This is a genomic window from Paraburkholderia sp. A1RI-2L (assembly GCF_048957375.1).
In the GTDB taxonomy this organism is placed as follows: domain Bacteria; phylum Pseudomonadota; class Gammaproteobacteria; order Burkholderiales; family Burkholderiaceae; genus Paraburkholderia.
In genome coordinates, this window is record NZ_JARBTA010000005.1 from 151250 (window position 1) to 163578 (window position 12329).

The 12329-nt window shown below is 70.0% G+C and carries 10 protein-coding genes; 1 reads left to right on the top strand and 9 read right to left on the bottom strand.

What is annotated here, in order from left to right; translation table 11 throughout:
- Positions 1-9 precede the first annotated feature (9 nt).
- From PWP93_RS33460 to PWP93_RS33490, 7 genes are all read right to left on the bottom strand, one after another.
- Complete coding sequence (locus PWP93_RS33460; protein ID WP_421048076.1) at positions 10-966, bottom strand: glycosyltransferase family 4 protein; 957 nt, start codon at positions 964-966, stop codon at positions 10-12.
- On the bottom strand, positions 963-2198 hold the full coding sequence (locus tag PWP93_RS33465) for a glycosyltransferase family 9 protein (protein WP_421047853.1): 1236 nt from the start codon (positions 2196-2198) through the stop codon (positions 963-965). Before PWP93_RS33465 ends, PWP93_RS33460 begins: the two co-directional genes overlap by 4 nt.
- A complete protein-coding gene (locus PWP93_RS33470; protein ID WP_421048077.1) occupies positions 2198-3166 on the bottom strand; it encodes a glycosyltransferase family 2 protein in 969 nt (322 codons plus the stop codon). The genes PWP93_RS33465 and PWP93_RS33470 overlap by 1 nt, the downstream gene beginning before the upstream one ends.
- A gap of 89 nt (positions 3167-3255) precedes the next feature.
- Positions 3256-5202, bottom strand: coding sequence for a carbamoyltransferase (locus tag PWP93_RS33475; RefSeq protein ID WP_421047854.1), 1947 nt, complete (start codon positions 5200-5202; stop codon positions 3256-3258).
- A 32-nt stretch (positions 5203-5234) separates the two neighbouring features.
- Positions 5235-6449, bottom strand: coding sequence for a glycosyltransferase family 9 protein (locus PWP93_RS33480; RefSeq protein WP_421047855.1), 1215 nt, complete (start codon positions 6447-6449; stop codon positions 5235-5237).
- Positions 6446-7075, bottom strand: coding sequence for a D-glycero-alpha-D-manno-heptose-1,7-bisphosphate 7-phosphatase (locus PWP93_RS33485; RefSeq protein WP_421025739.1), 630 nt, complete (start codon positions 7073-7075; stop codon positions 6446-6448). Before PWP93_RS33485 ends, PWP93_RS33480 begins: the two co-directional genes overlap by 4 nt.
- Positions 7076-7106: 31 nt before the next feature.
- Positions 7107-8402, bottom strand: coding sequence for a glycosyltransferase family 4 protein (locus PWP93_RS33490; protein ID WP_421047856.1), 1296 nt, complete (start codon positions 8400-8402; stop codon positions 7107-7109).
- Between the two features lie 313 nt (positions 8403-8715).
- Here PWP93_RS33490 and PWP93_RS33495 point away from each other — a divergent pair, with 313 nt between their 5' ends.
- A complete protein-coding gene (locus tag PWP93_RS33495) occupies positions 8716-10923 on the top strand; it encodes an ABCB family ABC transporter ATP-binding protein/permease (RefSeq protein WP_421047857.1) in 2208 nt (735 codons plus the stop codon).
- On the opposite strand, the gene PWP93_RS33500 is transcribed toward PWP93_RS33495, so the two are convergent.
- On the bottom strand, positions 10920-11366 hold the full coding sequence (locus PWP93_RS33500) for a CBS domain-containing protein (protein ID WP_421047858.1): 447 nt from the start codon (positions 11364-11366) through the stop codon (positions 10920-10922). The two genes, PWP93_RS33495 and PWP93_RS33500, sit on opposite strands and share 4 nt — an antisense overlap.
- A gap of 33 nt (positions 11367-11399) precedes the next feature.
- A complete protein-coding gene (locus PWP93_RS33505; RefSeq protein ID WP_421047859.1) occupies positions 11400-12263 on the bottom strand; it encodes an SDR family oxidoreductase in 864 nt (287 codons plus the stop codon).
- Positions 12264-12329 lie beyond the last annotated feature (66 nt).

A 12329-nucleotide genomic window follows, 5' to 3' on the forward strand; every position in this document is an offset into this window, starting at 1 on the left:
GCGCGTGCTTCATGCCGCGACTTCGCGCAGCGCCAGATCCCAGTCGCGGGCGAAGCGCGCGATGCCAAAGCGCTCGCGCGCGGTGCGGCGCGCGGCGTCGCCAAGTTGGCGGGCCAGCGCGGGGTCGTCGATGAGGGTCCGCATGCACTGGACGAGGCGCGCCGTGCGGGTGTCGACGAAGCCGTTCTCGCCGTCGCGGATCACGCTTGCCAGCTCCGTGGTGGCGAGTCCGACGATGGGCAGTCCCACCGTCATGGCCTCGACGATTGCGAGCCCGAGACTGGTCCAGCGGATCGGGTTGAAAAAGAAGCGGTAGCGCGCCATGAAGCCGGGCAACTCCGGATTGGCGATTTCGCCGAGGCCGCCGAGGCTGCGCGCATCCATGCCGGCCAGGTCGAGCGGAACTTCGCGGCGCACCGTGTCGAAGATGTCCGCGCCGAGGCGCCGGCCGCGCTCGCGCAGATGGTTGACGACCACGATGCCGCGCGGCGTCCCGCCCGTATAGCGCGCGTGCTCCGGCACGAGCACGCCGTGCTCGATCACGCGCGCGGGTGTCGCGCCGCTGTCCCACATCAGCTGGTTGAACGCGGTCACGTGCACGAGCAGCGCGTTGGGATCGTCCACCCAGTGGCGTTGCGCGAACGGCGCTTCCTGCGGCGGATCGTGCTCGATATAGACCTGCGGCAAGCGCCGCTGCGCCTCGCTGAGCAGGTTCAGGCGATCCGTCTCCCAGTGGCTGCGCTGCTGGTAGACGATCACGTCGAATTCGCGCGAGGCCAGGTCTTCGGCGCTCACTTCGTGGACATTGTTGCCCCACGGCAGCACGCCCGAGCGGCCTGCGTAGCCCGGCGGCCGGCCTGGCTTCGTGACCACGTGGAATTCGTGGGGCGCCTGCGTGAGGTAGTAGAGGTAATTGCCATGCACGTGCCACGTGAGCACGCGCAGCGGTTTCGTTCGATGCATCAGCATGACGGGGCGCTCCTCTCGCGCAGCGGCCTTGCAGCCTGGCGCAGGGGCGCGTTCGCGCCGCCGGCTGAGCTCGCGCTCTCGCTCGCATTCGCGTTCGCGCGGGCGTTCGCACTGCGCGGGCTGCCGCATTCGCCCGCGCGTTGCGCAGCAGCGTCCACGGGATCGCGCGCCGGCATGCTCAGTTGCCCGAATGCGATGGCCGCGACCTCGCTGCTCGCGACATTGAGCGCGCAGGGGTGGCCGTAGGGGCAGCTATGGAACATGCAGGGCCGGCAGGCGGGCCAGTCGGCGATCACGCGGTGGAGCGCGTGGTCGAGCGGCGCCCAGCGCCGCGTGTCGCTGCCCGACGCGATCACCACGCTGGGCGTGCGCATGGCCGCTGCCACGTGCGAGATGCCGGTGTCGTTGCATACCACCAGCCGCGCGAGCCCCACGAGCGCGGCGAGCGCGCCGAGCGTGGTATCGCCGGCGAGATGCCGCGCGGTTTGCGTCATCGCGCCCAGCACGCTCGCGGTGAGCGGGCGCTCGCGCTGGGTGCCGGTCACGGCGATCTGCCAGCCTTCGAGCGCGAGTGCATCGGCTACCTCGGCGAAGCGTTCGGCGGGCCAGCGCCGCGAAGGCAGCTGCGCACCGGGATGAACGAGCACGAGGCGCGCGGGATCGAGCCGGTAGCGGCTCATGATGGCGGCACAGGCGTCGTGGTCTTCGCTGCGGAGGGGGAACCAGAGCGTGTCGTCGCGCAACGCAGGTCCCCTCACGCCCGCTGCATGCAGCAGCGCGAGATAGCGCTGCGGCTCGGGCAGCACGTCCGGCCAGGGCAGAAAGCAGCCCGGCGGCGGGGTTTCGCCGGGTTGGCAGAAGCCGGCCATGGCGCGGGCGCCGAAGGCGCGCACGAGCGCGTTCGCCACGCCGCCGCTGCCATGCAACTGGATTGCCAGATCGGCATTGCGCGCCCGCATGGCATCACAGAACGCCGGCAGCTCGCGTTCTTCTTCGGACTGCTCGGGAAAGCCGCGCGCCCCCGGAAAGGCGATGAACTCGTCGATCAGCATCGGATAGCGCGCGACGAACGTCTGCGCCCAGGGCAAGCCGACCAGTGCGATGTGCGCATGCGGGCAGGCCGCGCGCAAGGCACGCAGCGCGGGCACGCAGCAGAGCATGTCGCCAAGCTGCAAGGCGCGAAAGACGACAATGCGGCGGGGGCGCAGCGTATCGATGAAGTTCGCCATCAGAGAAACCATGTGCGGTAGCGGACGGCCCCGTGGAGCCGCCAGTAGATGGAAAGGAAAGGAATCCATAGCGACGTCCAGATCATTTCCAGCACATGTCCCGGGTCGCGGCGCGTCGTGCGCAGGCGGCGCGCGCAAAACGCACCGGTGAGCCCGAGCCACGCGGCCAGGCTGGCGAGCGCGGCATGGTGCGCGCCCGCTGCGAGCGAGACCAGCAGCGCGAGTACGCAAGCCAGCACCGCGTAGTACAGCAACGGGGGCCACGCGCCGATGCGCTCGCGATAGAGCGCGGGGTGCTTGCGGAACAGCAGCGCCTCGAAGCGGCTCTTGCGCTGTTGCGCGAGACTCGCGCCCCAGCGCGCGGGGCGCACGGGATGCACGACCACGGCGTCTTCGGCGCGCGCGATCCGCGCGCCGGCGCGCAGCAGCGCGAAGTGCAGGTCGGAGTCTTCGCGCCACGCGCTCGTGAAGCGTTCGTCGAAGCCGCCGAGCGCGGCCAGCGCCTCGTGCCGCACGAATGCGTTGGCGGTCGCGAATTCGGCCTGCGCGAGGCCGCTCGCGTCGCGCTCGTAGTCGCTGGGCGCGGCGCCGAGCGGCACGACGATGCGGCCCGCCGCCGCCGGTGCATGTTCTAGCGCGGCAAGACCGGCGCGCAGCCAGCCCGGCTGGGGCAGCGTGTCGTCGTCGGTGAAGGCGAGGCAGGGCGCGCGCGCCGCGCGCCATCCCGCATTGCGCGCGGCAGCCGGACCCTGGGTTTCATGCACGGGCACGTAGCGGATCGCGAGGCCGCGCCGCGCATGGAGCGCGGCGGTGCGCTCGACCGATGCGCGCGTGGCCGCTTCGGGGCCATCGTCGCAGACGATGATCTCGTAGTCGGCGGGCTCGAGGTCCTGGGCGCACAGCGCGCCGAGGCACCGTTCGAGCAGCTCCGGGCGGCGGTACGTCGGCACCACCACCGAGATGCGCATATGCGCGAGCAGCGCGCCGGGATAGCCGCCGAACCCCGGCTCCGGCGCGCCGATGCTGCGCGATTCGCGCAACTCGATATCGTCGGGCTTCATGGCCGGTCCCCGGTTTGCGCCGCGGGCTGTTGTGCGGGTTGTGAAGCGGTTTGTGAAGCGGCATGCATCGCGGCTTGCGAGTCGGTTTGCCCTGCCGTCTGCGCCGCCGTTTGTGCCGCCGTTTGTGCCGCCGTTTGCGAATCGCCCTGCGCCGCCGTTTCCGAACCGGCAAGCGCCCCGGCGCGGCCATCGTCCTTGAGCACGAGAAACGGCCCGATCACGAGCGCGTCGAGCGGCGAAGTCCAGAACGATTCGAGCGCATCGCGCGGGGTGTTCACCATCGGCTCGCCGCGCGTGTTGAACGAGGTATTGACGAGCACCGGCACGCCGGTGCGTTTGCCGAAGGCCGCGATCAGGTCGTAATAGAGCGCGTGTTGATCGCGGTTCACGGTCTGCACGCGCGCGGTGCCGTCCACGTGACGCACGGCGGGAATACGCCACGCCTTGTCGGGCTGCACGTCGAAGATGAACAGCATGAACGGCGCGCGCCGCGCGCCCACGAACCACTGGCCGGCGCATTCTTCGAGCACGACCGGCGCCACCGGCCGGAAGTCCTCGCGGTCCTTGATCTCGTTGAGCTTCGCCTGCATGGCGGCGTCCACCGGCGAGGCCAGAATCGAGCGCGCGCCCAGCGCGCGCGGGCCGAATTCCGAGCGGCCCTGGTACCAGCCGATCACCTTGCCGTCGGCGAGCAGTTCGGCGGCTTCCTCGGCGACGTTTTCGAGGCGCCGGTAGGGCGCTTTCGACCAGCGCAGGAAGTCCTCGATGCTTCGGTCGTCGAACGATGGGCCCAGATACGCATGGTCCATGTGCCAGCGCCGTTCGGCGGGCGGGCCGCCCGCGGCCTGCGAGGCTTCGCTGCGCAGCCGGTAGTCGGTCCATAGCGCCGCGCCGAGGGCGGTGCCCGCGTCGCCGGCGGCGGGCTGCACCCAGACATCGTCGAACGGGCCGCGATCGCGCAGCACCGAATTCATCACGCAATTGAGCGCCACGCCGCCCGCCATCGAGAGCGCGGGAAGCTCGGTCGCGCTGCGCAGCCATTGCGCCATCTTCAGCACGGTCTCCTCGAGCGCGCGCTGCAGCGACGCCGCAATGTCGAAATGGCGCGGCTCCAGCGGGCCGCCGCGCTCGCGCGGCGCGCCGAAGCGCTCGACGAGGCGCGGCTCGGCCACTGTGTAGCGGCCGCCGCCGCAGTACTGGAGGATTTCGCGGAAGTCGTCGAGATAGCGCGGCTCGCCGAACGAGGCGAGCGCCATGACCTTGTACTCGTCCGAGGAGTGCAGAAAGCCCAGCCAGCCCGTGACCGCTTCGTAGAGCAAGCCGAGCGAATGCGGCAGCTCGACCTGGCTCAGGCGCTTGTAGACGCCGTTGCGGAATTCGCCGAGGCTGGTGGTCACGCGTTCGCCGCGGCCGTCCATGGTGAGCACGGCGGTGTCGTCGAAGGGGCACGCGAGAAAGGCGCTGGCCTCGTGGGCGAGATGGTGCTCGACATTGTGCCAGGCGAGGCCGTGCTCGCGGTCCACGCCGGCAAAACGCTTGCGCAGATGATGGGGCGCGCCGTCGAGCAGCTGCGCTTTGGCGTTCACCACGTAGGCGAACAGGAGCGGGTCCCAGGGCGAGGCGTGCGGCCCGACGCGCGCCGGGTCGAGCGGCAGCGCGATGGTGTCGGGACGGGTGTCGGGCCGATTTCCGGACATGTCCGGAAAGCATGCGGGGTCGTACGAGTACGCCACGTGATCGACGTCGGCGAGCAGGATGCCGGCCTCTTTCAGGCACGCGTCGATGGCGTCGAACGGCAGTTGCCATGTCGAGAACGGCACCGGGCGCTTGGCATGCTTGACGTGCGTGAAGCGCTCGTCCTCGGCGGCGGCAATCACGACGCCATCGCGCACCAGAGCGGCGGCGCTGTCGTGATAGACGGCGTTGATTCCCAGTGTGTACATGAGGGGCTCCCTTGGCGGAATCGGCGGGTTGGCTAGCTCGGCGTGATCGGCATGATCGGTGCAAGCGGTGGGGGCGGCCCAGGCGGCGCGGCGGCCGCGTGCCCGAGCAGCTCGCGCGCGGCCTGTGCGACCTCGCACGGCGGCACGCCGCGCAGGCACGCGTGATGGCCCTCGGGGCAGTCGCCGCGATAGCACCAGCGGCACGGCACGTCGTGATAGAGCACGCGGTGAGGCGTCATCCACGGTGTGTGCTGCGGATTCGTGAGCGCGTACAGATCGACGACCGGCGTGCCGAGCGCGGCGGCCAGATGCACGGGCCCGCTGTTGTTGGCGATCAGCAGCGACGCCGAGTCGAGCAGCGCAATGAACTCGCCGAGCGTGAGCGCGCCTGCGAGGTCCACGAGCCGCAGCTGCGCCGCGGGTTGCACGAAGCTGGCGACGTCGCGCGTCAGTGCCGCTTCTGCCGCGCTGCCGGTCAACAAAACAGGATCGCTAATGAACGGCGCGAGCAAGTCGATCGCCTCGGCATGCAGCGCGGCGGGATAGCGGCGCGATGCCGCGCTCGCGCCCGGATGCACGACGATCCAGCTCCGAGCCGGTTCCACGCCGCGCTCGCGCTGCTTGCGGGCGAGCGTGGCGCGCGCGCCGGCATCCACGCGCACGCGCATGCGCGCGTCGTCGCTTTCGGCGCCCACGCTGCGCACCAGCGCGAGCTGGCGCTCGACCTCGTGGCGCACGCCGGCGTGCGGCTCGCGCTCGGGCAGCCAGTGGGTCAGCAGCGCGTAGGGATTCTCGCGGCAGTGCGCAAGGCGGCGCTCGATGCCGGCGAGAAAGCACAGGGTCGCGGCCGGCAGCGGATTCTGGCTGTAGACCGTGAAGATGGCCGCCGCGTCGAAGCGGCCCGCGCGCAGCCGCGCGAGCAGGGCGTCGTCGATGGCGCCGGCCCCGGTCGTGATGCGCTCACCGTTCGTCCACGGCGCGTCGTATTCGATCACCTCGTCCACGTCGGGCAGATGGCGCGCGATGGCGGCGCCCGCCGGCGACGCAAGCAGCGTGATGTGCCGCGCGCCGGCGCTGTCGCGCAATGCGCGCAGCGCGGGCGTGGTCATCAGCACGTCGCCGAGATGATCGAGCCGCACGGCGAGAATGCGCTTGACCTCGTCGTGCCACGGCGCGCAGGTGGAGCGCGCGCGCGGGGCGCGGGCGTGGGCTTCGCGCGGCGCAATGGCGAAAGCGGCGCCGTTCATGGCTGAGCCGCCGGTTGCGGGTCGCGCGCGTAGCCGGTTTCGCGGACATGGCGCTCGACGATGATCCGCGCCGCCTCGTGCAGGTTCTTGACGATCGCGAAGGGCTGCCGCTCGGGCGCACTCAGCCATTGGGTCTCGTTGCCGCAATCGGCGAGGATGGCGCGGCAGCCGGCGCGGTTTCCCGCTTCCACGTCGTCGAGAATGTCGCCGATCATCCAGCTGCGTTCGAGGTCGATACGGTACTCGCTGCTCGCGCGCAGCAGCAGTCCGGGCTCGGGCTTGTGGCAATCGCAGCGGCACGCGTAAGGCGCGACGCTGCCCGCCGGATCGTGCGGGCACCAATAGGCGGCGTCCAGCACCGCCCCGCAGCTGGCGAACATGCGGCGCAGATGCGTTTCCACGCGCAGCAGCGCCGCACGCGGGAAATGCCCGAGCGCGACCCCGCGCTGGTTGCTCACGACGATCAGGCGCAAGCGCGTGCGGCCGAAGAGGGCGAGCGCCTCGGCCGCGCCGGGTGCGAAGCGCATCTGTTTCGGATCGACGTTGTAAGGCACGTTTTCGAGCAGCGGACCGTCCTTGTCGAGAAAGACGGCGGGCCGCAGCGGGTGACGTGAGCGGGCTTGCATGGGCGTCTCCTCCTGACGTTCGAGCCGGCGTTCAGCCGAACGCGCGCAGGCTCGCCGCGCGCGCGTTCGCAACCATTCGCTCGTGTTCGCCTTGCGCGGCGGGCGCGCCGGCCAGCCGGGCGTAAAGCGCCTCGAGCTGCTGGCCGATCCGCCGCCACGTGAAATGCGCCTGGGCGCGCGCGCGGCCCGCTTCGCCCATGGCGCGCGCCTGGGCCGGATCGGCATGGATATCGCGCAGCCGCGCGGCGAGCGCCACGGGATCGCGCGGCGGCACGAGCCAGCCGGTCTCGCCGTGGCGCACGGTGTGGCGGATGCCGCCCACCTCCGCGCCGATCACGGGCGTCGCACAGGCCATCGCTTCCACTGGGGTGATGCCGAACGGCTCGTACCAGGGCGTGGTGACGAATACGTCGGCGGCGCAATAGAAGTCGCGCAGTTGCGCGCGCTCGCGCCGGCCGACGAAGCGCACGCGCTCTTCGATGCCGCAGCGGCGCGCCACGTCGCGCAGCCGCGCGATCTCGGGCGTGGCGATTTCGTTGGGCGTTTGCGCATCGCCGCCCACCACGTAGAGCTGTGCGCGCACGCCATGGCGCGCTTCGAGCGCGGCCACGCCCTGCACGACGTTGTCGATGCCCTTGCGCTCGACGAGGCGGCCGAGCTGCAGCACGGCGAATTCGTCGGGCGTCCAGCCGAGGCGCCGGCGCGCCTCGGCGGGGTCGAGCGGCGAAAACTCGCCGGGATCGAACCCGCAGGCGATGACCGCGATGCGGGCCGGGTCGGCGCGATAGTGCTCGATGAGATCGTCGCGGTCCGCCGGGCACTCCGCCACCACGCAGTCGGCGCGGCGCACGAGTTCGTCCTCGATGGCGAAACGCGCGTCGGGAAAGCCGTCGCTCGCGCCCTGATGCAGACGGCGCACGCGCCCGAGCGCGTGGAAGGTCATCACGAGCGGCACCTTCAACGCGTCCTTGACCGCCAGGGCGGCGAGTCCAGACATGAAGAAGTTCGCGTGAATGACGTCGTAGCATTGGCGCTCCTTGCGGCAAAAATCGAGGAGAAACGCCGCGAACGCCGGCATGTGAGGCAACAGCTTTTCCTTGGGCAACTGCATGGCGGGTCCGACTGGCACATGAATGACGCGCACGCCGTCCATCTGCGAGATGGGCGGCAGGAGCGCGCGGTCGCGTCGCGTGAACACGTCGACCTGATGGCCGGCGCGCAGCAGCTGGCGCGCGACATGCGCCACGTAAATGTTCTGTCCGCCGGCATCCACGCCGCCTGCGAGCGCGAGAGGCGACGCGTGTTCACTGACCAGTGCGATTTTCATTAGTCATCCTTCGTTAGGAGTGGGCGAACGACGCGCTGTCGATCGGCGCCGCGAATGTTGCAGCGGATGCAACACGCTATGCACGTGCTGTGCCAACGTTTCGGGTGCGAAATATCGGGGGCGGGGCGCGTTTGCGCGACGTTCAGGCGTATGGCGGTCGGTCTCGCCCGCTGGGGACATCACGGCGCCGCGAAACATGGCGAGTTTTACAAGCGCATGTAAGTGCGCCGCATCGACGCGCGATGGCATGCGGGTCCGCGGTTTGCACGCCGCGATGAGCCAGAGGCGAGCGAAAAGCGAAGGGAGGTGAGCGATGAACGAGCCACCATCGGGCCGGCGCGCCGTGCGCATGCGTATCGCGCGCATGCTCGGCGCGGCGCTGTGGCGGCACCGGCGCGCGACGGCGGCCGCGACGGCCCTGATGATTCTGGCGCGGCTTGGCGCGGTAGCGGTGCCGCTCGTCCTCAAGCAGCTGATCGACCAGCTCGGGGAGGCACGCTCGCTCGCGATGGCGCCGGTGCTGCTCGCGCTCGCCTATGCATTGCTGCGTTTCGTGTCGGACGCGCTCGGCGAGGCGCGCGACGTGGCCTTCAGCATCGTGGTGCAGCGCGCGGTGGCGTCGCTGCGCGAGCGCACGTTCGCGCATTTGCACCGGCTGGGCGCGCGCTTTCATGCGCAGCGCGAAACCGGCGCAATCGTGCGCGACGTGCAAAAGGGCGCGGACGGTGTCGGCTTTCTGTTAGGCACCGCGCTTTTTTCGGTGCTGCCGACGTTCTTCGAAATCGCCCTCGTGGTGGCGATCGTCGCCGGTCATTACGACCGGGCATTCCTGCTCGCCATTGCCGGCACTTTTGCCTGCTACGCGCTTTGCACGGCAATCTTTACGCGCAAGCGCCTCTTGTTCCAGCGTGCCGTGAACGCGCTCGAAGCGCGCGTGGACGGCCGCCTCGTGGACAGCCTGCTCAATCACGACACCGTGAAATATTTCTCGACCGGGCAGCACGAGGTGGCGCGGCTCGCGAGCGTGCTCGACGAATGGGTGCAGGCGCGGCTCGCGAACCAGCGCGCGCTGACCGCGCTGCACGTGGCCCAAAGCGGCGTTGTGGCGGCGGGCATCGGGGCCGTCATGCTGATCTCGGTCCTTCACGTGGCGACGGCAACCATGACGATCGGCGATCTCATTCTCGTGAACGCCTACATCATTCAGGTCTGTGCGCCGCTCAATACGCTGGGCTTTGTCTTTCGCGAGGCTAACGACGCGCTGGTCGACGTCGAGCGGCTGTTTGCGATCCTCAGTGTTCGCGGCACGCCCGGCGAGGACGAAGACCTGCCGGGCGCGCGTGCGCTCGTGGTGCGCGAGGGAGAGCTGGCCTTGCATCATGTCGATTTCGGCTACGAGGACGGCCGCCCGGTGCTGCACGACCTCGCGTTCACGGCGGCGCCGGGGCAGAAGGTGGCCGTAGTGGGCGGCAGCGGGTCGGGAAAATCGACCTTGATCAAGCTGCTATTCCGTTTTTACCGGCCCCAGCGCGGCACCATCACGCTCGACGGCCAGGACATCGCGAACGGCACGCTGGCGAGCCTGCACGCGGTCATCGGCATCGTGCCGCAGGACACCGTGCTGTTCAACGAAACCATTGCCTACAACATCGCCTATGGCCGGCCCGATGCGACGCGCGCCGATGTCGTGCGCGCCGCGCGGGCCGCCCAGCTCGACGAGCTGATCGAGCGCCTGCCCGATCACTACGACACGCGCGTGGGCGAGCGCGGCGTGCGCCTTTCCGGCGGCGAGCGCCAGCGCATCGCGATTGCGCGCGCCATCCTCAAGAACCCGCGCGTGATGGTATTCGACGAGGCCACCTCGGCGCTCGACACGCGTTCCGAGCGCGCGATCCAGGACGAACTCAAGCGGCTTGCGCGCGGCCGCACGACCATCGTGGTCGCGCACCGGCTCTCGACCATCGTCGATGCCGACGTGATTCTCGTGATGGAGCACGGCCGCATCGTCGAGCGCGGCCGCCACGACGCGCTGCTCGCGCGCGAGGGCGTCTACGCGAAGATGTGGGCGATGCAATGGCAGCAGGACGACCTCGAGCAGGCGGAGCGCCGCGTCGCGGCGGCGCCGCTCGATGTGACGGCGCTGCTCGAGCGGGTCGCCGCGCGCGTACGCGAGTCCGAAGCGGGCGCCGCGGTGGCGCTTGCGCCGCAGCCGCAGCCGGGTTTCTCGGTGAGCCCCGTGAGCGGCGATGCCCTGTACCAGGCGCTCGCCCTGCTCGCGACGAACGAGGCGCGCGAGGCGCATGGCGCGCATGTCACGCAGCTCGGCGCGCGGCGTCGCGACGGCGCCGTGCTGCTATGCGTGGAGGGCGGCGCGCGGCCCGCGCCGCTCGACGACGCCGCGCTCGCGCACCTCGAAGCGCTGTTGCGCGAGGCGGGCGCGAGCTTGACACTCGACCCCGCGCCTCATCACGTGCGTTATGCGATATCGGTGCCGTCCGGCCCGGCATCGACGCCGTCTTAGCCGATGCGCCGCTGCGAGATGTCTTCGAGCGTATTGGCAAGACGCTCGCGCTGCACGCCGTCGCAGCGCGTGGCGATGTCGCCGAGCGACAGCGCGCCCACCAGCTCGCGCTCGTGATTCACGACGGGCAGACGCCGGACCTGCGCTTCGGCCATGCGCCGCTGCACGATGTCGATATTCTCGTCGTCGTAGCACCACTCGACGCCCGAGGTCGCCACGCCCGCGATGGGCTCCATGGGCGCGCGGCCTTCGCCGAGCGCGCGCAAGGCGAGGTCGCGGTCCGTCACCATGCCGACGATGCGCTTCGCGTTGCAGACCGGCAGAGCGCCGATGTCGTGCTGCGCCATCAGCTCGGCGGCGCGCTGGATGGTGGTCTCGGGTTCGACGCTCACGACGTGGCGCGACATGACTTCATGGACCCGGGTGATCTTTTGCTCCTTCATGCGGTTCTCCTTTTGCCTCGCGTGCATCAACGTTCAAATCAACGGCGTGCCGCCCGTCACGGCCAGCGTCGCGCCCGAGATGTAGCTGCCTTCGCACGAGGCCAGCAGCACATAGGCGCCCGCGAGTTCGGCGGGCTGTCCGGGGCGCTTCATCGGCGTGGCCGCGCCGAATTCGCCCACCTGTTCCGGCGGCATGGTCGAGGGAATCAGCGGCGTCCAGATCGGTCCTGGCGCCACGCAGTTCACGCGAACGCCGCGTTCGGCCACGAGCTGCGCGAGGCCGCCCGTGAAGTTCTGGATCGCACCCTTGGTGGCCGCGTAGGCGAGCAGCGTGGGCTTGGGTTTGTCGGCGTTGATCGAGGCGGTGTTGATGATCGAGCCGCCGGCCTTCATGTGGGCGAGCGCTTCGCGCGAAATGCGGAACATCGCGCCGATGTTGATATCGAAGGTGCGGTCCCATTCTTCGTCGCTGATCGATTCGGGCGATTCGTGCGTCATCTGGTACGCCGCGTTGTTCACGAGCACATCGAGCTTGCCGAAGGTGCTCACGGTCGTGCGCACGAGCTCGCGGCACCAGGCGCGCTCGCGCACGTCGCCGGGCAGCAGCAGCGAGCGCCGTCCGGCGTCCTCGACCCAGCGTGCGGTTTCCTGGGCATCGTCGTGTTCGTCGAGATAGGCAATGGCGACATCGGCGCCTTCGCGCGCAAAGGCAATGCAGACTGCCCGGCCGATGCCGCTGTCGCCGCCCGTAACGAGCGCGACCTTGCCGGCGAGACGGTCCGAGCCGCGATAGCTCTTTTCGCCGTGATCGGGTTGCGGATGCATGGGGGCGGTGCGTCCCGGCGTGCGGTCTTGCTGCTGGCCGGGCAGTGGCGGGGTGGGGCGGTTCTCGGACATGGCGCTTCCTCGCGGATTGGGTTGGCTTGTTCAAGGCGGTTGCATGGGCCGTGCCGCGAACGTTGC

What these genes read in the sequence shown, in the direction of transcription:
- PWP93_RS33465 (WP_421047853.1), bottom strand. Translation starts at nt 2,198, where the DNA reads ATGGCGAACTTCATCGATACGCTGCGCCCCCGCCGCATTGTCGTCTTT.
- PWP93_RS33470 (WP_421048077.1), bottom strand. Translation starts at nt 3,166, where the DNA reads ATGCGCATCTCGGTGGTGGTGCCGACGTACCGCCGCCCGGAGCTGCTC.
- PWP93_RS33475 (WP_421047854.1), bottom strand. Translation starts at nt 5,202, where the DNA reads ATGTACACACTGGGAATCAACGCCGTCTATCACGACAGCGCCGCCGCT.
- PWP93_RS33480 (WP_421047855.1), bottom strand. Translation starts at nt 6,449, where the DNA reads ATGAACGGCGCCGCTTTCGCCATTGCGCCGCGCGAAGCCCACGCCCGC.
- PWP93_RS33485 (WP_421025739.1), bottom strand. Translation starts at nt 7,075, where the DNA reads ATGCAAGCCCGCTCACGTCACCCGCTGCGGCCCGCCGTCTTTCTCGAC.
- PWP93_RS33490 (WP_421047856.1), bottom strand. Translation starts at nt 8,402, where the DNA reads ATGAAAATCGCACTGGTCAGTGAACACGCGTCGCCTCTCGCGCTCGCA.
- PWP93_RS33495 (WP_421047857.1), top strand. Translation starts at nt 8,716, where the DNA reads ATGAACGAGCCACCATCGGGCCGGCGCGCCGTGCGCATGCGTATCGCG.
- PWP93_RS33500 (WP_421047858.1), bottom strand. Translation starts at nt 11,366, where the DNA reads ATGAAGGAGCAAAAGATCACCCGGGTCCATGAAGTCATGTCGCGCCAC.
- PWP93_RS33505 (WP_421047859.1), bottom strand. Translation starts at nt 12,263, where the DNA reads ATGTCCGAGAACCGCCCCACCCCGCCACTGCCCGGCCAGCAGCAAGAC.